The organism is Bradyrhizobium sp. 23AC (assembly GCF_054863025.1).
Window position 1 is genome coordinate 251,418 of the sequence record NZ_JAVAYN010000008.1, and the last position, 21,140, is coordinate 272,557.

20 protein-coding genes are annotated in these 21,140 nt (G+C 64.9%); 5 read left to right on the forward strand and 15 right to left on the reverse strand.

What is annotated here, in order from left to right; translation table 11 throughout:
- Positions 1 to 2 precede the first annotated feature (2 nt).
- The 14 genes from RAD10_RS21215 to RAD10_RS21280 all read right to left on the reverse strand — a co-directional run bounded on the left by RAD10_RS21215 (position 3) and on the right by RAD10_RS21280 (position 14,400).
- The gene (locus RAD10_RS21215; protein ID WP_461619111.1) at positions 3 to 929 is read right to left on the reverse strand and encodes a Gfo/Idh/MocA family protein; all 927 of its coding nucleotides are present in this window, start codon (positions 927 to 929) and stop codon (positions 3 to 5) included.
- The gene (locus RAD10_RS21220; protein WP_461619112.1) at positions 926 to 1,690 is read right to left on the reverse strand and encodes a FadR/GntR family transcriptional regulator; all 765 of its coding nucleotides are present in this window, start codon (positions 1,688 to 1,690) and stop codon (positions 926 to 928) included. The genes RAD10_RS21215 and RAD10_RS21220 overlap by 4 nt, the downstream gene beginning before the upstream one ends.
- Positions 1,687 to 2,667, reverse strand: coding sequence for a galactofuranose ABC transporter, permease protein YjfF (gene yjfF, locus RAD10_RS21225; RefSeq protein WP_461619113.1), 981 nt, complete (start codon positions 2,665 to 2,667; stop codon positions 1,687 to 1,689). Before yjfF ends, RAD10_RS21220 begins: the two co-directional genes overlap by 4 nt.
- Positions 2,664 to 3,656: an ABC transporter permease gene (locus RAD10_RS21230; protein WP_461619114.1), complete on the reverse strand. Its 993-nt coding sequence runs from the start codon at positions 3,654 to 3,656 to the stop codon at positions 2,664 to 2,666. Before RAD10_RS21230 ends, yjfF begins: the two co-directional genes overlap by 4 nt.
- Positions 3,653 to 5,197, reverse strand: a complete 1,545-nt coding sequence (locus tag RAD10_RS21235) for a sugar ABC transporter ATP-binding protein (protein ID WP_461619115.1) — start codon at positions 5,195 to 5,197, stop codon at positions 3,653 to 3,655. Before RAD10_RS21235 ends, RAD10_RS21230 begins: the two co-directional genes overlap by 4 nt.
- 118 nt (positions 5,198 to 5,315) lie before the next feature.
- Positions 5,316 to 6,281 carry a galactofuranose ABC transporter, galactofuranose-binding protein YtfQ gene (gene ytfQ / locus RAD10_RS21240; protein ID WP_018315902.1) on the reverse strand — a complete coding sequence of 322 codons (966 nt, stop codon included), beginning with the start codon at positions 6,279 to 6,281 and terminating at the stop codon, positions 5,316 to 5,318.
- Positions 6,282 to 6,842: 561 nt separating this feature from the next.
- Positions 6,843 to 8,015, reverse strand: coding sequence for a fumarylacetoacetate hydrolase family protein (locus tag RAD10_RS21245; RefSeq protein ID WP_461619116.1), 1,173 nt, complete (start codon positions 8,013 to 8,015; stop codon positions 6,843 to 6,845).
- Between the two features lie 95 nt (positions 8,016 to 8,110).
- On the reverse strand, positions 8,111 to 9,169 hold the full coding sequence (locus tag RAD10_RS21250; RefSeq protein WP_461619117.1) for a YeiH family protein: 1,059 nt from the start codon (positions 9,167 to 9,169) through the stop codon (positions 8,111 to 8,113).
- Between the two features lie 110 nt (positions 9,170 to 9,279).
- A complete protein-coding gene (locus RAD10_RS21255) occupies positions 9,280 to 9,498 on the reverse strand; it encodes a hypothetical protein (RefSeq protein ID WP_018315898.1) in 219 nt (72 codons plus the stop codon).
- 165 nt (positions 9,499 to 9,663) lie between these two features.
- Positions 9,664 to 10,377 carry an ABC transporter ATP-binding protein gene (locus RAD10_RS21260; protein WP_461619118.1) on the reverse strand — a complete coding sequence of 238 codons (714 nt, stop codon included), beginning with the start codon at positions 10,375 to 10,377 and terminating at the stop codon, positions 9,664 to 9,666.
- The gene (locus RAD10_RS21265; protein ID WP_461619119.1) at positions 10,374 to 11,129 is read right to left on the reverse strand and encodes an ABC transporter ATP-binding protein; all 756 of its coding nucleotides are present in this window, start codon (positions 11,127 to 11,129) and stop codon (positions 10,374 to 10,376) included. The genes RAD10_RS21260 and RAD10_RS21265 overlap by 4 nt, the downstream gene beginning before the upstream one ends.
- A 2-nt stretch (positions 11,130 to 11,131) precedes the next feature.
- Positions 11,132 to 12,151, reverse strand: coding sequence for a branched-chain amino acid ABC transporter permease (locus RAD10_RS21270; RefSeq protein ID WP_461619120.1), 1,020 nt, complete (start codon positions 12,149 to 12,151; stop codon positions 11,132 to 11,134).
- Entirely contained in the window at positions 12,148 to 13,050 is a 903-nt protein-coding gene (locus RAD10_RS21275) for a branched-chain amino acid ABC transporter permease (protein ID WP_461619121.1), read from the reverse strand. The genes RAD10_RS21270 and RAD10_RS21275 overlap by 4 nt, the downstream gene beginning before the upstream one ends.
- A 90-nt stretch (positions 13,051 to 13,140) precedes the next feature.
- Positions 13,141 to 14,400 carry an ABC transporter substrate-binding protein gene (locus RAD10_RS21280; protein ID WP_461619122.1) on the reverse strand — a complete coding sequence of 420 codons (1,260 nt, stop codon included), beginning with the start codon at positions 14,398 to 14,400 and terminating at the stop codon, positions 13,141 to 13,143.
- 173 nt (positions 14,401 to 14,573) lie between these two features.
- Here RAD10_RS21280 and RAD10_RS21285 point away from each other — a divergent pair, with 173 nt between their 5' ends.
- From RAD10_RS21285 to RAD10_RS21300, 4 genes are all read left to right on the forward strand, one after another.
- A complete protein-coding gene (locus tag RAD10_RS21285) occupies positions 14,574 to 16,067 on the forward strand; it encodes an AMP-binding protein (protein ID WP_461619123.1) in 1,494 nt (497 codons plus the stop codon).
- On the forward strand, positions 16,064 to 16,711 hold the full coding sequence (locus tag RAD10_RS21290; RefSeq protein ID WP_461619124.1) for a TetR/AcrR family transcriptional regulator: 648 nt from the start codon (positions 16,064 to 16,066) through the stop codon (positions 16,709 to 16,711). The genes RAD10_RS21285 and RAD10_RS21290 overlap by 4 nt, the downstream gene beginning before the upstream one ends.
- Positions 16,708 to 18,618: a flavin-containing monooxygenase gene (locus RAD10_RS21295; RefSeq protein WP_461619125.1), complete on the forward strand. Its 1,911-nt coding sequence runs from the start codon at positions 16,708 to 16,710 to the stop codon at positions 18,616 to 18,618. Before RAD10_RS21290 ends, RAD10_RS21295 begins: the two co-directional genes overlap by 4 nt.
- Before the next feature lie 75 nt (positions 18,619 to 18,693).
- On the forward strand, positions 18,694 to 19,329 hold the full coding sequence (locus tag RAD10_RS21300; RefSeq protein WP_461619126.1) for a DsbA family protein: 636 nt from the start codon (positions 18,694 to 18,696) through the stop codon (positions 19,327 to 19,329).
- Between the two features lie 3 nt (positions 19,330 to 19,332).
- Here RAD10_RS21300 and ald read toward each other — a convergent pair whose 3' ends face one another.
- On the reverse strand, positions 19,333 to 20,448 hold the full coding sequence (gene ald, locus RAD10_RS21305; RefSeq protein WP_461619127.1) for an alanine dehydrogenase: 1,116 nt from the start codon (positions 20,446 to 20,448) through the stop codon (positions 19,333 to 19,335).
- A gap of 145 nt (positions 20,449 to 20,593) precedes the next feature.
- Here ald and RAD10_RS21310 point away from each other — a divergent pair, with 145 nt between their 5' ends.
- Positions 20,594 to 21,073, forward strand: coding sequence for an Lrp/AsnC family transcriptional regulator (locus RAD10_RS21310; RefSeq protein WP_461619128.1), 480 nt, complete (start codon positions 20,594 to 20,596; stop codon positions 21,071 to 21,073).
- Positions 21,074 to 21,140 lie beyond the last annotated feature (67 nt).

The following is a 21,140-nucleotide window of genomic DNA, read 5'->3' on the forward strand; positions in this document are numbered from 1 at the left end:
GTCTAATCCACAAACGGTTCGACGACGGTGCGCCTGCCGAGCAGGAAGGCGTCGGCGACGAGGCGAAGGGGTGTCAGATCGACGTCGCTTGCGCCGGTCGCCGCGAGCTCGACGAAGCGCCGGTAGAGTCCGCGATATTCCTCATCGGGCGCCTCGGCAAGCACCTTGCCGTCGACCTCCATCCGCGCGCCACCGCTGGACAAAGTCATCCGGCCCTGGTCGGTATCGACGAGGATATCCCAGCTCTGCGGTCCGGTCTGGCGGAAATCGAACTCGGCGGTGACAGCAAGGCCGTCGATGTCGGTCAGCGTCAGGTTCGCCGCAATCGGTGCCTGGCAATTGGCGGGAAACGCCAGCTCGGCCGCGGTGACGAACACGGGCTTCGGCAGGATTTTGGTCAGGATCGACAGCGCGTTGATGCCGGGATCGAACACGCCGAGGCCGCCCGGCTCCCAGATCCAGCCCTGCCCGGGATGCCAGACGCGAACATCCTCCTTCCAGCTGATGTGCACCGACTTGATGCGCCGCTCAGTGAGCCATTGTCGCGCGGGCTCGACGGCCGGCGCATGGCGCGAATGCCAGGTCGCAAACAGCGTTCGCTTTGCCTCCGCCGCCATCGCGACCAGCGGATCGAGCTCGGCGACACCGATGCCCGGCGGCTTCTCCAGCATGACATGCTTGCCGGCGGCGAGCGCCGCGGCAGCCTGCGCGCGCCTCACCTGCGGCGGTGTGCAGAGCGAGACCGCATCGATCGGCGGTCCCTTTTCCAGAAGCTCCTCGATGGTGGCGAAATGCGGCAGTCCCGGCAGCGAGGCGTTACGGCTGGCAATCGCCGCCAGCGCCGCGCCCGGCACGGCGGCGATCGCGCCGACATGCTGGTCACGGGCGATCTTGCCGAAGCCGACGATGGCGATGCGAAGTTCCGTCACGATCCCTCTCCAGATTCCGCGGAGGCCGGTGCGGTCTCGATGACCGTGCCCTCATGGCGATGCATGCCGTTGTGAATGACGAAAATCATCGCCTCAGAGGCGGCATCCGCATCGCCGGCCGCAATCGCATCGACGATCTTCTGGTGCCAGAGCAGCACCGTATCGCGGTCCTCCAATTCGACCGGCGCACTCAGCAGGAACGAGGCGCGAAGCGCGGCCTCGATGACGTGGCCGATCGAGCGCATGAACAGGTTGCCGGAGGCGCGCGCCACGGCGACGTGAAGTGCGAGGTCGGCATCGGCAAAGCCGACCGAATCGGACGCTTCGAGCCGCATGCGGTCCATGCTGCGCCGAAGCTCGGCCAGGTCCTCCTCCGACCGCTGCTTGGCCGCCAGCATGGCCGCGCGCGGCTCGACCGCGAGACGGATCTCGGCGAGGTCATTGAGGAAACGCTTGTCGATACCGGCGTCCAGATGCCAGGCCAGCACGTCGGCGTCGAACATGTTCCAGGCGGCGCGTTCACGCACGACGGTGCCGACGCGCGCCTTGGTCGTCAGCAGTCCCTTGGCGACCAGGGTCTTCACGCTCTCCCGCAGCACCGGCCGCGACACGCCGAACATCGCGATCATCTCGGCATCACCAGGCAGGCGCGTCCCTTCCGCGTAGCGGCCGGCGATGATGTCGATGCCGATCGAGCGGGCGACCTCCGCATGGTTGGAGTGAGCCCGCCGCGTCGGGATGACGACGATGCGCGATGTCATGTGGCCGCTCCTGCGCTCTTCGCCAGCGGCCGGCGCGCCAGCGCGACCAGTCCCTGCTGCAAAGCAATGAAGGCGAACAGCAAGATGCCGGTCGCGATCTTGGTCCACCAGCTCGACAGCGTGCCGTCGAAATTGATGTAGGTCTGGATAAGGCCCTGGATCAGCACCCCCAGGAAGGTTCCGATCACCGAGCCCTGCCCGCCCGTGAGCAGCGTACCACCGATCACGACGGCGGCGATGGTGTCGAGCTCGACGCCGACGGCGGAAAGCGAATAGCCGGCGCTGGTGTAGAACGAGAAGACGATGCCGGCGATGCCTGCGAGCAGGCTCGACAGCACGTAGATCTTCACCGTCATCTTGCCGACCGCAACGCCCATCAGGCTCGCGGTCGTCCGGCTGCCGCCGAGCGCATAAACATTGGCGCCGAACCGGGTGAGATGCAGCAGCAAGGCTCCGCCGATCACGATCGCGAGCATGATGATCGCAATCGCCGTCAATCGCCCTCCACCCGGCAATCGCAAGGCGAAGTCCGATACGGTGGAATAGATCGGCGCGGTGATCGGTATGGATTCGGTGGAGAGCAGAAAGCTCGCTCCGCGCGCCAGGAACATGCCGGCGAGCGTCACGATGAAGGGTGGCAAATCAAAGACATGGATCACCGCGCCCATCGCCGCACCGAAGGCCGCCGAGAGTGCGAGGACGGCGACGAAAGCAACCAGCGGCGGCATGCCCCAGCGCTCGATCGCGAGCGCAACAAAGACGGTGGTGAAGCCGATCACCGAACCGACCGAGAGATCGATGCCGCCGGAGATGATGACGAAGGTCATGCCGGCCGCGACGATGCCGAGAAAAGCGTTGTCGGTGAGGAGATTGCCGACGACGCGGGTCGAGGCGATGTTCGGAAACTGCACGGCGCAGGCTGCGAAGCCCGCAACGAGCACGATCGCCGTAATGAAGGCGGGAGGCAGACCTCTCATGCTTTCGTCCTCCGCAGCCGCGCGGCAATGCCGGCAAAACCGGTCAGCTTGGGCGATTGCAACAACAGCACCGTGAGCACCACCACCGCCTTGACCAGCAGGTTGAACTCCGGCGGATAGCCCGACAAGAGGATGCCCGTGTTCATGGTCTGGATAATCAGCGCACCGAGGACGGCCAGCAAGAGGCTGAAACGGCCGCCGAACAACGAGGTGCCGCCGATCACCACGGCCAGAATGGCATCGAGCTCGAGCCAGAGGCCGGCATTGTTCGCGTCCGCTCCCATGATGTCGGCCGCCGCGATCACGCCGGCCAGCGCGGCGCAGACGCCGCACCAGACATAGACCGACAGGATCATCGCACGGGTGCCGACGCCGGCAAGCTCGCTCGCGCGCGCATTGCCGCCGGTCGCCTCGATCAGGAGGCCGAGCGCGGAGCCACGCACCACCGCGCCGGTCAGGATGAGCATGCCGAGCGCAATCACCACCGGTACCGGCAGGCCGAGCACCGAGCCGTTTCCGAGCCAGACCAGATCCGGCGAGGAGAACGTCACGATGCGTCCCTCGGTGATGAGCTGGGCGATGCCTCGTCCCGCCACCATGAGGATCAACGTCGCCACGATCGGCTGCATGCCGAGCACCGCGACGAGGAAGCCGTTCCACAAGCCGCAAATCAAGCCCGCCCCGAGCGCTGCCGCCAGCACGACGGCGAGACTGTGAGTGTCGGCGAGGCTCGCCGCAATCGCGCCCGCGATCGCCATGACGGCGCCGACCGACAGATCGATGCCGCGCGTCGCGATCACCAGAACCATGCCGAGCGAGAGCAGCGCCACCGGCGTGCCGCGGTTGAGCACGTCGATCAGGCTGCCGAACAGACGGCCGTCCTGGAGACGCAGGTCGAAGAATTGCGGCGACACCACGCGATCGACCGCGAGGATGACGATCAATGCGAGGATCTGGGCGAGACCGCGGCGCGGCAGCAGCGCTGTCATGTGTGGGCCTCAAGCGCAACGGCGGCGCCGTCGGCGGCGATGGCGGCGACAATGTTGCCGACGTCGACCGCCTCGCCCGCGAGCTCCTCGACATGGGCGCGGTCGCGCAGCACCACGACGCGGTCGGAGTAGGTCACGATCTCGTCGAGCTCGGAGGAGATCACGAGCAGCGAAAGCCCGTCGTCGCAGAGCTCGCGGATCAGGCGGATGATTTCGGCATGCGCGCCGACATCGATGCCGCGGGTCGGCTCGTCCAGCACCAGAAGCCGCGGCGAGGTCGCGAGCCAGCGCGCCAGCAACACCTTTTGCTGGTTGCCGCCGGACAACAGGCCGACGGGGCGCTCAGCATCGGGCGGACGGATGTCGAGCATCTTGACATAGCGGCGCGCGATCTCGTCCTGCTCGCGGCGCGACAGCGGCCGATGCAGGCCGCGCTTGGCCTGGAGCGCGAGCACGATGTTCTCGCGCACGGTGAGCTCGGCGACGATGCCGTCGGTCTTGCGCTCCTCCGGGCAATAGCCAAAGCCGTGGCGTACGCCGTCGCGGGGCGACTGCAGCCGCACCGGCGCACCCTCCACCCTCGCCTTCCCGCCATCGGCGCGCTCGGCGCCGAACACCAGCCGCGCCGTCTCGGTCCGGCCCGAGCCGAGCAGGCCGGCGAGACCGACGACCTCGCCATGGCGCAGCTCGAGATTGAACGGCGCGACATAGCCGGCCTTGCCGTAATTCTCGAAACTCGCGCAGACCTCGCGCACCTTGTGCTCGCCCACCGATGCGCGTGCGCTGGTGGTCTCGGCCAACTCGCGGCCGAGCATCAGCCGGATCAGTTCGAGCCGGGGCAACGAGGCGGTCTCGCGCTCGCCGACGAGGCGACCGTTACGCAGCACGGTGATGCGATCGGAGATCTCGTAGACCTGGTCGAGGAAGTGACTGACGAAGACGATGCCGATGCCACGTTTTGCGAGCTGGCGCATGATGCCGAACAGGATCTCGACCTCGTGACGGTCGAGACTTGCGGTGGGCTCGTCCAGGATCAGCACCCGCGCGGAGAGATCCACCGCGCGGGCAATCGCTGTGACGTGCTGGATGGCCACCGAATAGTTGCCGAGCGGCGCGGCGACGTCGATGTCGAGGCCAAACTCCGCAAGCAGCGCCTTGGCGCGCTGGCGCATCTCGCCCTCGCGCACGATGCCGAAGCGCATCGGCTGGCGATCGAGGAACAGGTTCTGCGCCACCGACAGGTTCGGCAGCAAATTGACCTCCTGGTAGACGGTGGCGATGCCGGCCCCAAGCGCCGCCTTGGCCGAGCGCGGCGCAACCTCTTCACCGCCGATCCTGACGATGCCGGCGTCGCGCGGGAATACGCCGGTGACGACCTTGATCAGCGTGGACTTGCCGGCGCCGTTCTCGCCGAGCAACGCATGGATCTCGCCGGCGCGCAGCGTGAAGTCGACCTCCTGCAGCGCGCGCACAGCGCCAAAGCTCTTGCTGATCCCGCGCACCTCAAGAAGGGGCAGAGCAGGACCGGGGCTGTTCTGCATGGCAAATTCACTCCCACGGGTGCCCGCCATTGAAGCAGACACCCAGCCTAGCCGTTCGTGCAGCGGTTTCGAAGGGGGGTCGCCGGACCACTGGAAGCGGTCCGGCGCGGAGCCCGCCTCAGTAACCGAGGCCCTTCTTGCTGTCGTAGATCTTCTGCGGATCGTCGGCGGCGGTATAGAGCTTGGACTCGGTCTGAATCCATTTCGGCGGAACCGTGCCCTTGCCCTTGAAGGCTGCGACGGCATCCAGTGCTGGGCCGGCCATGTTCGGCGTCAGCTCCACCGTGGCGTTCGCCTCGCCGGCAACCATCGCCTTGAAGATATCGGGGACCGCGTCGATCGAAACCGTGAGGATGTCCTTGCCGGGCTTGAGGCCGGCTTCCTTCATCGCCTGAATCGCGCCCACCATCATATCGTCGTTGTGGGCGTAGACCGCGCAGATGTTCTTGCCGCCGCCTTCGGCCTTGATGAAGCTTTCCATCACCTCCTTGCCCTTGGCGCGGGTGAAGTCGCCGGTCTGGCTGCGCACCACCTTCAGGTTGGCGTGCTTGGCGATGGCGGTGTCGAAGCCTTTCTTGCGGTTGGTGGCGACGCTGGCGCCGACCGTGCCCTGGAGCTCGACGATGTTGCAGGCCTTGGCGCCGACTGTCTTGGCCAGCCAGTCGCCGGCGACCTCGCCTTCATGCACGCTGTCCGAGGTGACCGCGGTGAGATAGAGCTCCTTGCCGGACGGGTCGATGTCCCGGTCGAGCAGCACGACCGGGATCTTGGCTTCCTTGGCCTCCTTCAGCACCGAGTCCCAGCCGGTCGAAACCACGGGCGCGAGGAAGATCGCATCGACGTTCTGCGCGATGAAGGAGCGGATCGCCTTGATCTGGTTCTCCTGCTTCTGCTGCGCGTCGGCGATCTTGAGATTGACCTTACGCTTGGCGGCCTCCTGCTTGGAGACCGACGTCTCGGCCGCGCGCCAGCCGGATTCCGATCCGATCTGCGAGAAGCCGATGGTGAGCTCGGCGGCATTCGCCGGCAGCGCGAGCAGCAAGGCGGCCGTGGCGCTGGCCGCAAAGAGGGCTTTGAGGATCATCAGGCGAGTCTCCCAAAATGTTATCAGGGGCGCCGATTGGTAACATGGCACCCGCAGGCCGGCCTTCGAGGCGGCGGGAGGGACTATTTCACGGAAGATGAGTTCCGACTAGTCATATTATTTGACTATTTGGAGGAAATCGCGCCGAGCGGCGGCAGGCGGTTCTAAGACACGCCAAGCGCGATTTTCTTCCACCGATGCAACGGGAAGATGAAGGTAGTTTGTGGGCTGCTGCGACGGAACGCTCACTCGCCCCGTTCTTGCGGGGCCGCGACGAACTTCGCTCGCGCTGAGAGGGTTGGGGTGAGGGGCTTCATCCGCGACGACGGTGATAGCGGACCCGCGACCTTGCCTCCCCGTCATTACGAGCGCAGCGAAGCAATCCGGATCCTTTCCGCGGAGGGATTCTGGATTGCTTCGCTGCGCTCGCAACGACGATGTGGATAGAGGCCTGCGCATGTCGATCAAAGCGACTCGCGGAGAGCCCCCCACACCCGGCATTCGCGCTTCGCGCAAATTCCGGCCTCTCCCCGCACGCAGGGAGAGGCGAAGGACCGCGTGTTAGATCAGCTTCCGCTGCGCCAGGTTCTTCATCAGCGCACCGATGCCGAAGGTCCAGGGCTCGCACTCGTCGCTGGTGCGCATGCGATTGACGAGCTTGCCGAGCTGGGGCGCTGCGATCGTGACGATATCGTCCCGCTTGTGGGTGAACCCCTGCCCCGGCGCATCGCGATCCTTGACCGGCGCGAACATCGTGCCGAGGAACAGCACGAAGCCATCAGGATATTGATGCACGTTGCCGATGGTCTGCTCGACCAGATCGATCGGATCACGGCTGATCTTGCTGATCGAGGAATGGCCGTCGAGAACGAAGCCGTCCGCCCCCTTCACGTTCAGGCTGATGTCGAGCTTGCGCGCATCGTCGAGCGTAAAACTGTCGTCGAACAGGCGCAGCAGCGGTCCGATCGCGCAGGAGGCGTTGTTGTCCTTGGCCTTCGACAGCAGCAGCGCCGAGCGTCCTTCGAAGTCGCGCAGATTGACATCGTTGCCGAGCGCGCCGCCGACGATCTTGCCGCGGCTCGACACGAACAGCACGAGCTCCGGCTCCGGGTTGTTCCAGGTCGATTTCGGATGCAGGCCGGCATCCATGCCGGTGCCGACCGACGACATGGTCGGCGCCTTGGTGAACACTTCGGCATCGGGACCGATGCCAACCTCGAGATATTGGCTCCAGGCGTTCTGATCGATCAGCACCTGCTTCAGATGCATCGCCTGGTCGGAGCCCGGCTTGAGCTTTGACAAATCGTCGCCGATTAGCCGCGTCACCTCCTTGCGGATCGCTTCGGCGGAAGCCGGATTGCCCTTCGCCCGCTCCTCAATCACGCGCTCCAGCATCGAGATGGCAAAAGTGACGCCGGCAGCTTTCAGCGTCTGCAGGTCCACGGGCGCAAGCAGCCACGGCTTTTGGCGATCGCGCTGGTCCGGCGCCGTGTTGGCCACGATGGCGTCGAGATCGCCGATGCGCTCGCCCTTGGTCAGGCTCAGCGCCTTGGCCGGATTGTCCTCTTCGCAGAGCGCGCTGATGGTCGGAAATCTTGCGGTGACGTCGAAGACGCCGTCGCCACGGACGGCGACCACGGCCGGACCGTTCGCCTGCGGCAGCCAGACGCGGCCGGCGAGTGTGCCGCGTGTTCCGTCCTCAGGGAGAAGGTCTTTCACCGTCAATGTCGTCATGGCCGCGCCCTCGCTGTTTCTCGGATCAGCCGCAGCCGATCACATTGGCGAAAACCAATAAACGTCTGGCGGGGGAAGTCCAGAGAGCGCGCCCCTCACTTGAACCAATGCACCAGTGCGATGCTGATGCCGAGCAGCAGCATCAGCGACAGCGTCACCGCGGCCGTCACCCGCCCGCCGACATTGGCGAGCACGCGTACGTCGACGCCGAGACCGAGGGCCGCCATCGACACCACGGTGAGAAAGCTCGTGATCTTGGTCACCGGCCCAACCACCGTGCCCGGCACGATTTCGAGGGAACGCAAGGTCGCCAGCGCCAGAAAGCCGAGGATGAACCAGGGCACCAGGCGGAAGAAGCCAACATGGGTCTTCTTGGCATCGCTCTGCCAGCGCGAGGCAGCGAGCGACAGGCCGACCACGACCGGCCCGAGCATCAGCACACGCATCAGCTTCACGAGTGTGCCGATCTGTGTCGAGACGAGCCCGGCCGGGACCGTCGCGGCCAGCACCTGCGGCACCGCATAGACCGTGAGGCCGGCGAGGATGCCGTATTGCGTGGCAGACAATTGCAACAGCGGAATCAACAGCGGCAGGCCGAGCACCATCATCACGCCAAGGATCGCGGTGAAGGAGATCGAGGATGCGATCTCGTCATTGTTGGCGCCGATGATCGGCGCCACGGCGGCAATCGCCGAATTGCCGCAGATCGAGTTGCCGCAGGCGATCAGGATCGACAACCGCGTCGACAGGCCCAGCATCCGGCTGATGCCAAAGGAGACGCAGAGCGCAATCACCACGACCCCTGCGATCGACGCCAGCAGCGCGACGCCGGAGGCCGCGATGGCGGCGAAGCTGATCGAGGCGCCGAGCAGCATGACCGCGACTTCGAGCAGCTGTTTGGCGCTGAAGGCGATGCCGGCCTGCCAGCGTGGCGCGGGTTTCCAGAAGCTGCGCAGGGCCATCCCGAGCAGGATCGCCATCACCAGCGCCTCGACATAGGGATGCTCGAAAACGCCAAGCTCCGCCCGTTCGAGCAGGGCCGAGACACCGGCGACGGCGATACAGAGGAGGATGCCCGGAATCAGCGCGAAAATACGGCTCGCGGCGGTGGTCGGCTTGGCATCGGCCGGGCTGGATGCTTGATTTTGCGACACAAATCTCTCCCAGGGGAGAAAGATTTATACGCAGCGCCGGTTCATTGGGGAATAAGTTTTCGACATATCAGGGCCGAGGGAAGTTCTATCCTCAACCCGGAATAACGGCCTCAGAAGATCAGGCTCTTGGCGAGCGAGGCCACACGGCTGAACCCGTCGTAGACGCCGGGTTCGAAGAACGCCGCACGCGCGAGCACGATTCCGGCCACGAGCGACCAGAACAGCCCGGTGCCCACCCGCAACAGGAGCTTTGACGCGCGCGACTTCGGCTGGGCATCCGTTGCGGACACCAACTGCTCGCCGAAGGGCTCAAATCCAGTGCGTTCCATAGCCGGCCAATCCATCAATTCGTGGCTGAAATGTCGTCTTTTCGACCCCAAACAGCAATGGAAGCGATTGGCTTTTTTGGTCCCCCGCGAGGAAACTCCTTCCGCCGGAATGCCCCCGGACAACTGTTTTCTTCTTCGGGCCTATTCGGGCACCGCCCGCCCGGCTCAGAGGGCCAGATAACGCCGGCGGATCGCCTCATTGGCTTTCAGCTCGTCGATTCCGGCGGCGTAGACGATCTGGCCCTTGTCGATGATCGTGGCGTGGCTCGCGAGCCCCAGACAGAAATGCATGTTCTGCTCGGCGATCAGCACGGTCGATCCGATGCTTCGGAGCTGCCGCAACAGCTCGCCGATCCGCTGCACGATGATCGGCGCGAGCCCCTCGCTCGGCTCGTCCAGCAGCAACAGCGCCGGATTGCCCATCAGCGTGCGCGCGATGGCCAGCATCTGCTGCTCGCCGCCCGAAAGACGCCCGGCAATGCGATGGCGCAGCGGCTCCAGCAGCGGGAAAACTTCATAGATGCGCTTGATCGGCCATTCGTCTTGGCCCTCCGGCCCCTTTTTGCGACCGATGACGAGATTGTCCTCGACCGTATGCTCCGGAAAGATCTGGCGATCCTCCGGCACGAAGCCGAGACCGGCGCGCGCGATATGATGCGGCTTCCGGCCGGAGATCACCGCACCGCGCAGGCTCACCCTGCCCCGCCGCGGCGGCGCCAGCCCCATGATCGCCTTCATGGTCGTCGATTTGCCGGCGCCGTTGCGCCCGAGCAGAGCCATGGTCTCGCCCTGCCGCACCGAGAGGCCGACACCGAACAGGATCTGGCTGGTGCCGTAATAGACGTCGAGATCGGCGACTTCGATGACGACAGAACTCATGCGGCCGCTCCCGCATGCTCGGTGCCGAGATAGGCCTCGATCACGGCACTGTTGTTGCGGATCTCGTCAGGCGTGCCGGTCGCAAGAATGCGGCCATAGCAGAGCACGACGATTTCGGGCGCGATCTTGAACACGATGTCCATGTCGTGCTCGATGAAGACGACGGTGATCTTCTGGGTGTCCCAGAGCTCGCGCACTTTGTCGATCATGCGCCAGCGCTCTTCCGGCCCCATGCCGGCGGTGGGCTCGTCCAGCAGCAGCACTTTTGGTTCGAGCACCAGCGCAAGGGCAATATCGAGGAGTTTCTGATCGCCGTGTGACAGTGTCGCGGCCGTGCGATGGCGTTTGCCCGCAAGGCCGAGCAGCTCCATCACGTGTTCGGCGCGGTCGCGCGTCTCGGCCAACGGAAAGCGCTTGTGCAGCACCGCGGACGAACGCTGGTCGGCGCTGACGGCAGCCAGCATGGTCTCCTGCACCGTCAGCGATTTAAAAATGCTCGCCACCTGGAAGGCGCGGCCGATGCCATGGCGCACGATCTCCGGCGGCGAGCGGCCGGCGAGATCGACGCCGTCGAGCAGCACCTGGCCGGTGTCAGGCTTCAACGCGCCGGTGATCAGGTTGAAGAAGGTGCTCTTGCCGGCGCCGTTCGGACCGATCACCGCGGTGAGCGAACCGTCGGGGAAGTCGAGCGTGACGTCGTTGGTTGCCTTCACGCCGCCGAAGGATTTTGCGAGGTTGCGGATCTCCAGCATCGCTAGCGGCCCTCGCCTGCGTCGCGCCGCTGCGACAACCATTCGGCGACGAAATCCAGCAGGCCTTTGCGCAGGCCCAGCGCGAAGAACAGGATGACGACCCCGAGCACAATGCCATGGTACTCGGTGAACCGCGTCACGGTGTCGTTGAGCAGCAAGAGCAACACGGTGCCGACCATCGGTCCCAGAAAGGTCGAGACACCGCCGAGCATGTTGATGAAGATGGCCTCGCCGGAGATGGTCCAATAGGCGAATTCCGGATAGGCGCCGGAGACGAACAGCGCCATCACCATGCCGCCCATCGAGGCAAACAGCGCCGCCAGCACGAACACGGTCAGTTTTGCGCGCCAGACGTCGATACCGAGAAAGCTCGCACGCGCGGCATTGTCGCGGATCATCCGCAACGTGTAGCCGAACGGCGATTGCGCGATCTGGCGCATCGCGAGCAGCCCGACGATCAACAGCGCGCAGCTCGCGATGTAGAGATGGACGTGGTTGGCCAGATCAATCCCGAGAAAGACGGGTCGCGGAATGCCGCCGCGCAGGCCCTGGTCGCCGCCGGTGAACGAAGCCCAGGACAGGATGGTCGAGTGGATCAGCATCTGGAAGGCGAGCGTGACGAAGGCGAAATAGATCTCCTTTAGCCGCACGCAGATCGCGCCGATGACGGCCGCGATGAGCGCCGTGATCGCCAGCGTCGCCACGAAGGCGACCGGAATGGGCACGCCGAGCTTCTGCATGATCAGGCCGAAACTGTAGGCGCCAAGGCCGAAGAACATCCCGTGGCCGAACGAGGTCAGGCCAGTGTAGCCGACCAGGAGGTTGAGCGAGGTCGCGAACAGGCCGTAGGCGGAGCAGCGGATGACGAAATCGAGCAGCGCCTTGCTGCCCGTCAACAGCGGCAGGCTCGCCAGCACGGCAAAGGCGACCAGCGCGATCAGGACGTCGCGATAGCGTTGCAGCACCGAGCCACCGCGCACGGGTGCCAGCCCTTGCGCGCGTCCGGCCTCCAGCTCGGTCATGCCGCCTCCTTGCCGAACAGGCCGGTGGGTTTCGAGACCAGCACGACAACCATGAACAGATACATCAGGCCTTCGGTGAACAGGGGAAAGCCGAGCGAGCCGAACGAGCGGATCAGGCCAAGCAGCAGCGCGCCGATCAAGGCGCCCAGGATCGAGCCCATGCCGCCGATCACGGTGACGATGAAGGATTCGATCAGCACCGAGAATCCCATGCCGGGCGTGAGCGAGCGCACCGGCGCGGCGAGCGCGCCGGCGAGCCCCGCCAGCATGCCGCCGAGCGCGAACACGCCGCCATAGATCAGGCCGGTGTTGATGCCGAGCGCGGACACCATGCCGGGATTCTGCGCGGCGGCGCGGATCACCTTGCCGATCCGGCTGCGCGACAGGCCGATGCCGAGCACGATGGCCGCAATGAGCGCGACGCCGATCAGCAGCAGATAATAAGGCGGCACCACGCCGCCGGCAATGAACAGCGGCATCACCTGGAACGCGGACGGCATGCCCATCGACTTGAATTCGGGCCCCCAGATCAGGCGCACGACATCGTCGAAGATCAGCACGAAGGCGTAGCAGACGAGGAGCTGCATCAAGACGTCGGCGCCATAGACGCGGCTCATGAAGACGCGCTCGAAGATCAATCCGAGAATGGCCGTGCCGGCCGCGCCCGCCAGCATCGCGAGCGCGAAACTGCCGGTGAGCTGATAAGCCGTCATCGCGAAATAGGCGCCGAACATATAGAAGGCGCCGTGGCTGAAATTGACCACCTTGAGCACGCCGAAGATCAGCGTCAGCCCGACCGCGACCAGGAACAGCAGCATGCCGATGATGAGGCCGCTGGTGGTCTGCGTCACCAGGCAGGCGGAGCTGGAGAGGCAGCCGGCAAGCGCGTCGAGATCCACGGGAGCACTTTCATTGCGGCGCGCCTGACACGGCGCGAAAAATCAAACGAAAACGGCGAAGACGGTCGCCCGTCTCCGCCGCGCATCAGATCAGGTGTAACCCTTGCTCTTCTTCCATTCGGCCTCCAGCTCGAAGATCGTCTTCCAGTCGCCGGCCTTGACCTCCGGCACATACGGCTCCTGCGGGATCGTGGTGCCCCAGCCGATGGCGTAGCCGACCAGCGTGTGATCGTCGCCGCGCATCGTCACGGTGCCGTCGGCACCGAACGGGCACTTGATGGTGAGGCCCTTCAATGCCTCGGCGATCTTCTTGCCATCGGCGGAGTTCGCCTTCTTTGCGGCTTCGGCCAGGAACATCACGGCGGTTGCGTTCTGCCACGACCAATTGGTCGGATACTCGTTGTACTTCGCCTTGTAGGCATCGCCCCAGGCCGCGTTCTCCGGCGTGGTCGGAAAGGTCTTGATGTAACGGTTGCCGGAGTGGATGCCCTTGGGCAGGTTCTTCACGACGGTGAGCGCGGTGTAGTCGGCCATGTTGACCGCGAACACCTCCATCTGGCTGAACATCGCGTAGATGTTGGCCTGGTCGATATAGGAGGTGAGATCGCCGCCCCACAGGCAGGAATAAAGCGCCTGCGGTTTGGCCTGAAGGATCTTCGTCACCACCTCGGTGTAGTCGGGCTGGAACAGCTTTGGCCAGGATTCGCTGATGATCTCCACATCAGGCGCGAAACGCTTCAGATACAGCGTGAACTCGCCGGTGGTGTCGCGGCCATAGGCATAGTCGGGCGAACAGGTCGCCCATTTCTTCAGGCCCTTGGTCTTGGCGATCGCGGCGGCGTAGCTGCCGCCGACGATGGAATCGTGGATGCCCTGGCGCACGCAGCGGAACGCGTTCGGGATGTGCTGCTTCGGATCAGCCGTCAGCGAGGACGCTTCCGAGCAGGTATGGATGCAGAGCACGCCGAGATCGCGCGCCACCTCATGCACCGCGAACGATCCAGAGGACGCCTCCCCGTCGAGCAGCAACTCGCAGTCGTCGGTGTTGACGAGCTCGCGCGCGACGCGAGCGGCTTCCTGCGGCTGGCCCTTGGAATCGCGGATCACCATCTCGATCTGCCGGCCGGCCAAGCCGCCGGCGGCGTTGACCTTCTCGACCTCGAGCATCACCGCATTGCGTGAGGACGTGCCGAGCTGCGCCACGCGGCCCGACAGGATCGTCGGCATACCGATCTTGATGGTCTTGGCTTGCGCACGCGCCACCCAAGGCGCGGCAACACTCATCGCACCGGCGCCCATCAGCGCCAGCGTTGAACGGCGGCTGATGCCCGGCGTGCGGGTTCTCGTCATTTTCCCCTCCCTCTTTCGGGTCGGCGTTTTCCTGGTCCCTTGCCGGAGATCGTCTCGTCTCCGTATTCCCAAGGATTTCAGAGGGAGGGGGTGACGTCAAGCCAAGCATGAATTATGAGTCAGAATTCATAGGAGAGGAAACGAGGCCGGCAACTGGCCTGAAACCAGCGAAAATGATCAATCTGTCGAGCTTCATCGGCTTTCATGCCCGGCGCACGCCGGAGCGGCCCGCGCTGAAATACCGCGGCGAGGAGATTTCCTACGCGGCGTTCGATGCGCGTGTCCGAACGGTGGCAGGCTGGCTCGCCGCGCAGGGCATTGGCGCCGGCGACATCGTGGCGGTGCTGATGAAGAACAGTGCGGCGTTCCTGGAGCTCGTCTTCGCCACCAGCCATCTCGGCGCGGTATTGTTGCCGATCAACTTCCGCCTCTCCCGCGACGAGGTCAGCTACATCACCGGCAACGCCGGCGCACGGCTTTTGATCGTCGATGAGGAATTGGCTGCGAATGCCGCGGGCACAGAGGTTGTCGTGCTCGACGAGGCCGCGCAGCAGAGCCTTACGCATCTCGCAGACGATGCGCCGCCCGCGCTGATGCATCTCCGCGCACCATCGGACCTGATGCGGCTGATGTATACCTCGGGCACGACCGACCGCCCCAAGGGCGTGATGCTCACATACGATAATTTCTACTGGAAGTCCGCCGACCAGACGATCGCGCTGGGGCTCAGCGCCGAGACCCGCCTGCTCGTCGTCGGCCCGCTCTATCACGTCGGCGCGCTCGACCTGCCCGGCATCGCCGTGCTCTGGCACGGCGGCTTCATCCACATCGAACGCAATTTCGAGCCGGAGACAGCGCTTGCGGCGATCGCCGAGAACAAGCTCAACGCCGCCTGGTTCGCACCTGTGATGACCAGCGCGATGCTCACCTGCCCGACGCGTGAGCGTTATGACGTCTCCAGCCTGAAATGGGCGATCGGCGGCGGCGAGAAGACGCCGGAGCTGCGCATCCACGCCTTCTCCGAATATTTCCGCAAAGCGCGCTACATCGATGCCTATGGCCTCACCGAGACCGTCGGCGGCGACACCTTCATGGAGGCCGGCCGCGAGATCGAGAAGATCGGCTCGACCGGGCGTGCGATTGCCCATGTCGAGATCGAGATCCGCGACGAGGACGGCAAGGCCGTGCCGGCGAACGTCAACGGCGAGATCTGCCTGCGCGGACCGAAGATCACGCGCGGCTACTGGAAGGATCCGGAGAAGACGGCGTCCGCCTTCTTCGGCGACTGGTTCCGCAGCGGCGACGTCGGCTATCTCGACGAGGATGGCTTCCTGTATCTGACCGACCGCAAGAAGGACATGATCATCTCCGGCGGCGAGAACATCGCCTCCTCCGAGGTCGAGCGCGTCATCTATGAATTGCCTGGGGTGCGCGAGGTCGCGGTGATCGGCCTGCGCGATGCACGCTGGGGCGAACGGCCGGTCGCGATCGTCGTGCTGGCCGAGGGCGCCAGGCTCGAGCTCCCTGCCCTCACCGAGCATTGCCGCGGGCGGCTCGCGAGCTTCAAGGTGCCGAAAGAGCTGATCATTCGCGACAGCCTCCCGCGCAACCCGTCTGGAAAGATTCTCAAGCGCGTGCTGCGCGCCGAACTGGAGACCGTGGCATGACGCAAGGCCCAGCCACCGCGAAGATCACAAAGCTGAACCGCGTCGAGCGCAACGCCTGGACCAAGCAGAAGATCTTCGAGGCCGCCACCAAGGTCGTCGGCAAGCATGGCTATGCCGAAGCCTCCGTTGCCCGCATCACCGAACAGGCCGGCGTCGCGCAAGGCACCTTCTACAATCATTTCGAGAACCGCCAGGAGCTGCTCGACCAGCTGCTACCCAAGATCGGCCTCGACATGGTCGAGTTCATCCGCGCCCGCACCGGCACGGCGGATGCGGCGCGGCAGGAGATCGAGCGCTTCGCCGCCTTCTTCGACTTCATCCGCGAGGTTCCGGAGTTTTTGCGCATCCTCAACGAGGCCGAATTCTTCGCACCCATCGGTTACCAGAAGCATCTCGACAACATCTCGGTCGCCTATGTCCGCATCCTCCGCCGTGCGCGCCTTGCCGGCGCCATCGAGGATTTCAGCGACGACGAGTTCGAGGCGATCGTCCACATGCTGATGGGGGCGCGCGGCTATCTCAGCCGGCGCTACTCCTACTCGGCCGGCGGCGTCACCGCCGTGCCCGAGCACGTCATCTCCGCCTATCGCAAGCTGATGACGCGCGGCCTCTTCACCGGCTCCGGAGACCAGGACACGCCATGAACATCGAATCTCCGCACAGGCCGCTCGACCTTGCCTCGACCATCGCAGAAGGTGACATCCGCTGTCTCCTGATGGTGCTGGTGCATATGACCGGCGACGAGAAATGGCTCGCGCCGCCGTACTTGCCCAAGCGCGACATCCGCCTCATTCCCGATCCCGAAGCCGGCGTGCCCAAGGAAATCCAGGACGAAATCCGCGCCGCGGTCGTCGAGCTCTTCGCCAAGGGCACGCCGAAGCCCGTCATCACTGATCCCGGCGACGAGCTGCTGCTGAAGATGATGCGCGCCTGTCTCGGCGAGAATGTCGCGGCGGAATATGCTCCCCTGATGCGCGAGGAAATGGGCTTCGTGTCGCGCGAGGCACGTTGGACCAAGCGCCCCTCCGACGACAAGCTAGCAAGCCAGCACGTGCTGATCGTCGGCGCCGGCGTCTGCGCCATTGCGCTCGGCGTGGCGCTCGGCCATCTCGGCATTCGCTACACCATTGTCGAGAAAAACGCCGAGCTCGGCGGCACCTGGTGGATTAACCGCTACCCCGGCTGCGGCGTCGACACGCCGAACCACTCCTATTCCTACTCGTTCGGCTCCGGCAATGCATGGACCCGCTATTTCTGCCAGCGCGAGGAGTTGCTCGGCTATCTTCAGAAGGTCGCGGGCGAATACGGCATTCGCAAGCATCTGCGCGTCAACACCGAGCTGACCTCGTCGCGCTGGGACGAAGGCAAGCGGCGCTGGATCTCGACACTCAAGACCGAGAGCGGCGAGGAGACGTTCGAATCCACCGCGCTTATCAGCGCGATCGGCCAGCTCAACGATCCCTCCCATGCCAGATTCAACGGCGAGGACAAGTTCAAGGGAACGATCCTGCATTCGGCGCTGTGGTCGGATGACATCGACATCGACGGCAAACATGTCGCCGTGATCGGCACCGGCGCAACCTCGATGCAGCTGGTGCCGTCGATCGCCGGCCGCGTCGCCTCGGTCACCGTCTATCAGCGCAGCGCGCAATGGGCGCGACCGGTGAAGGGCTATGCCGATCCGATCAGCGAGGGTGCGCGCTGGCTGCTGGCGCATCTGCCGTTCTATGTGCAGTGGTACCGCTTCAACATGTTCTGGCGCTATGGCGACGGCCTCTTGCCGTTCCTGCGCAAGGACCCGGCCTGGCCGCATCCCGAGCGCGCCGTCAACAAGGGCAACGATCGGCACCGCCAGGAGCTGACCGATTTCATTCTGTCGGAATTGCAGGGCCGGCCGGACTTGATCGAAAAATGCGTGCCGACCTATCCGCCCTACGGCAAGCGCATCCTGCTCGACAACAACTGGTTCAAGACGTTGACGCGGCCGAACGTGGAGCTCGTCACCGACGCAATCGACCATTTCGACCAGGGCGGCATCGTCACCGCCGACGGCAGGCACCGCCTCGCCGACGTCATCGTGGTCGCAACCGGATTCAAGGTGACGGAGATGGCGGCGCGCCTCAACATCAGCGGCCGCAACGGCAAGGATTTGCGCCAGGCATGGGCCAACGACAATCCGACGGCGTTCCTCGGCCTCACCGTGCCCGATTTCCCCAACTTCTTCTGCATGCTCGGCCCCAACTCCGGTCCCGCGCACGGCGGCAGCGTGATCTTCCAGTCGGAATGCCAGAGCCGCTACATCGCCGCCTGCCTAGCCGAAATGATCGAGCACGACGTCGCTGCCATCGACGTCCGCCCTGATGTGCTCGACGACTACGTCCGAAAGGTCGACGCCGAGCACGAGACAATGATCTGGACCCATCCGGGCATGAGCACCTACTACCGCAATTCAAGTGGCCGCGTGTTTTCCGCGATGCCGTGGCGGTTCGTCGACTATTGGCGCATGACGCATGATCCGGATCTGGGGCAGTACAGGATGACGAGGGCGTAGCCTCTCGCCGCCTCGGAATTCGCGGGTTAACCTCCCGTCCGACAAGGAGCGCCATACGTCCAAAGGGAGCCGTCCGTGCCCAAGCCAATCGTGCGCATCTACACCGACTACAAGAGCCCCTATGCGTTCGTCGCGAACAAGCGGCTGTTCGCGCTCGAAGAGACGCACGGCGTCGAGCTCGAATGGCTGCCCTACACGCTGCGCGTCGCCGAATTCATGGGGACGGTCGAGGAGCGCACGCCGCATTTCTGGCGCAAGGTGCGCTACGCCTATATGGACGCACGGCGCTATGCCAATGCTCAGGGACTCGTCATGAAGGGGCCGCGGCGGATCTACGACGCTTTCTACTCCAGCGTCGGCATGCTGTTTGCGCAACGACACGCCTTCTTCCGTACGTATCACGACACGGTGTTTCGTCGCTTCTGGAGCCATGAGCTCGAGATCGACGACCTCGCCGCAATCACGGACGTCATCACATCGTGCGGTGGTTCGGCGAGCGAGTTCGAAGCCTACGTCCACGGCCCTGCCCGCGCCGAGCACGACCGCATCATCGACGAAGCCGAAGCGCTAGGCGTCTTCGGCGTGCCCACCATGGTGTTCAACAGCGAGCTATTCTGGGGCGGCGATCGCATCGACATGCTGATCGCGCGCATCGAGAAGCCCGAGACGATCGAGGCCGCGCTCGGCAGCCGCCATCGTAAGCCAGGGTAACTGCTACGCCGCGAGCCCAGTCTCCACCGGAGCAAACTCCAGCCCGAGGCTCTCCGCCACCGCCCTGTTGGTGATGCGGCCGCGATGGACGTTCAGCCCGTTGCGCAAATGCGGGTTTTCCAGCACCGCGGCAAAGCCCTTGTTCGCGAGCATCAGGCCGAACGGCAGCGTCGCATTGTTCAGCGCCTGGCTCGACGTTACCGGTACCGCGCCCGGCATATTGGCGACGCAATAGTGCACGACGCCGTCGACCTCGTAGGTCGGGTCGGTGTGCGTGGTCGCATGCGAAGTCTCGAAGCAGCCGCCCTGGTCGATCGCGACGTCGACCAGCACGGCGCCCGGCCGCATCGATTTCAGCATCGCGCGCGTGACCAGCTTGGGGGCGCTGGCGCCCGGCACCAGCACCGCGCCGATCACGACATCGGCGGTGAACACCTCGTCCTCGACCGATTCGATGGTCGAGAAGCGGGTACGCACGCGTCCGGCAAAAAGATCGTCCAATTGGCGCAAGCGCGGGATCGAGCGGTCGATCACGGTGACTTCGGCACCGAGGCCTGCGGCCATGCGCGCCGCCTGCGTTCCGACCACGCCGCCGCCAAGCACGACGACGCGCGCCGGCTGCACGCCGGGCACGCCACCCAGCAGCAGGCCGCGTCCGCCGGCCGAGCGCTTGAGCGCGGCGCCGGCGGCCTCGATGGCGAGGCGGCCGGCGACTTCGCTCATCGGGGCGAGCAGCGGGAGGTGACCGTTCGCGTCCGTGACGGTTTCATAGGCGATCGCGGTACAGCCCGAGGCAAGCAGGCCCTTGGCCTGCTCCGGATCCGGCGCAAGATGAAGATAAGTGAACAGGATCTGGCCGTCCCGGAGCTGGGCCCATTCGCTCTTCTGCGGCTCCTTTACCTTCACGATCATGTCGGACTTGGCAAAGATGTCGTGGGCGCTCTCGGCAATGGTGGCCCCTGCCCGCCGATACACCTCATCGGACGCGCCGATGCCGCCGCCGGCGCCCGTCTCGACCGTGACCTGGTGCCCGGCCGCGACATATTCACGAACCGCGCCCGGGGTGAGCCCGACGCGATATTCCTGCACCTTGATCTCCTTGGGCACACCGACGCGCATCTTCCGGGCTCCTTTGCCAACGCCTTGATTCCGTTCCTCATCGTAGCGACGGGGCCGGTTTGGTTTCGTGCAAATATCCGCTAGTTTCGGTAGGCGCGCGCCGGTTTCCGGCGCCAAGCTGCCCTTTCACGCTGGAAACGAAACATTGGCCCTCGACCGGAAAGACCTCGCGATCCTCGCGGAACTCACGACCAATGCACGTGCCAGCCACACCGAGCTTGCCAACAAGGTGGGGCTCTCCAGCACGGCGCTGGCCCGGCGGCAGAAGGCACTGGAGGACGAGGGCTACATCCAGGCCTACCAGGCCGCACTCGATCTCTCGCAGTTCGGCCTCACCACCACCGTGTTGGTGCGCATCGCGCTGGAGAGCCAGAGCGACGACGCATTGAAGGCGTTCGAGGCCGAGGTGGTGAAATGCCCTTCCGTCGTGCGCTGCTTCCTGATGTCGGGGACCGACGACTACATCTTGATCGTGCTTGCCCGCGACATCCAGGATTTCGAGCGCATTCACCGCACCGAGCTGTCCCGCCTGCCGCGCGTCGCGCGCGTGCAATCGAGCTTCGCCCTGCGCGAAATCGTCAACCGCGCGGTGCCGACGGTGGTGTTCGGCGAAGCAAAGCGCTAGCTGGGGCCATCCCGCTCTCCTGTCATCCAACTGTCATCGAATGTGCAGAGAGCTGTATCTCCTGCAC

Coding starts and splice junctions, on each gene's coding strand:
- RAD10_RS21220 (WP_461619112.1), bottom strand. CDS start 1,690: ATGACATCGCGCATCGTCGTCATCCCGACGCGGCGGGCTCACTCCAAC.
- yjfF (WP_461619113.1), bottom strand. CDS start 2,667: ATGAGAGGTCTGCCTCCCGCCTTCATTACGGCGATCGTGCTCGTTGCG.
- RAD10_RS21230 (WP_461619114.1), bottom strand. CDS start 3,656: ATGACAGCGCTGCTGCCGCGCCGCGGTCTCGCCCAGATCCTCGCATTG.
- RAD10_RS21235 (WP_461619115.1), bottom strand. CDS start 5,197: ATGCAGAACAGCCCCGGTCCTGCTCTGCCCCTTCTTGAGGTGCGCGGG.
- ytfQ (WP_018315902.1), bottom strand. CDS start 6,281: ATGATCCTCAAAGCCCTCTTTGCGGCCAGCGCCACGGCCGCCTTGCTG.
- RAD10_RS21245 (WP_461619116.1), bottom strand. CDS start 8,015: ATGACGACATTGACGGTGAAAGACCTTCTCCCTGAGGACGGAACACGC.
- RAD10_RS21255 (WP_018315898.1), bottom strand. CDS start 9,498: ATGGAACGCACTGGATTTGAGCCCTTCGGCGAGCAGTTGGTGTCCGCA.
- RAD10_RS21260 (WP_461619118.1), bottom strand. CDS start 10,377: ATGAGTTCTGTCGTCATCGAAGTCGCCGATCTCGACGTCTATTACGGC.
- RAD10_RS21265 (WP_461619119.1), bottom strand. CDS start 11,129: ATGCTGGAGATCCGCAACCTCGCAAAATCCTTCGGCGGCGTGAAGGCA.
- RAD10_RS21270 (WP_461619120.1), bottom strand. CDS start 12,151: ATGACCGAGCTGGAGGCCGGACGCGCGCAAGGGCTGGCACCCGTGCGC.
- RAD10_RS21280 (WP_461619122.1), bottom strand. CDS start 14,400: ATGACGAGAACCCGCACGCCGGGCATCAGCCGCCGTTCAACGCTGGCG.
- RAD10_RS21285 (WP_461619123.1), top strand. CDS start 14,574: ATGATCAATCTGTCGAGCTTCATCGGCTTTCATGCCCGGCGCACGCCG.
- RAD10_RS21290 (WP_461619124.1), top strand. CDS start 16,064: ATGACGCAAGGCCCAGCCACCGCGAAGATCACAAAGCTGAACCGCGTC.
- RAD10_RS21295 (WP_461619125.1), top strand. CDS start 16,708: ATGAACATCGAATCTCCGCACAGGCCGCTCGACCTTGCCTCGACCATC.
- ald (WP_461619127.1), bottom strand. CDS start 20,448: ATGCGCGTCGGTGTGCCCAAGGAGATCAAGGTGCAGGAATATCGCGTC.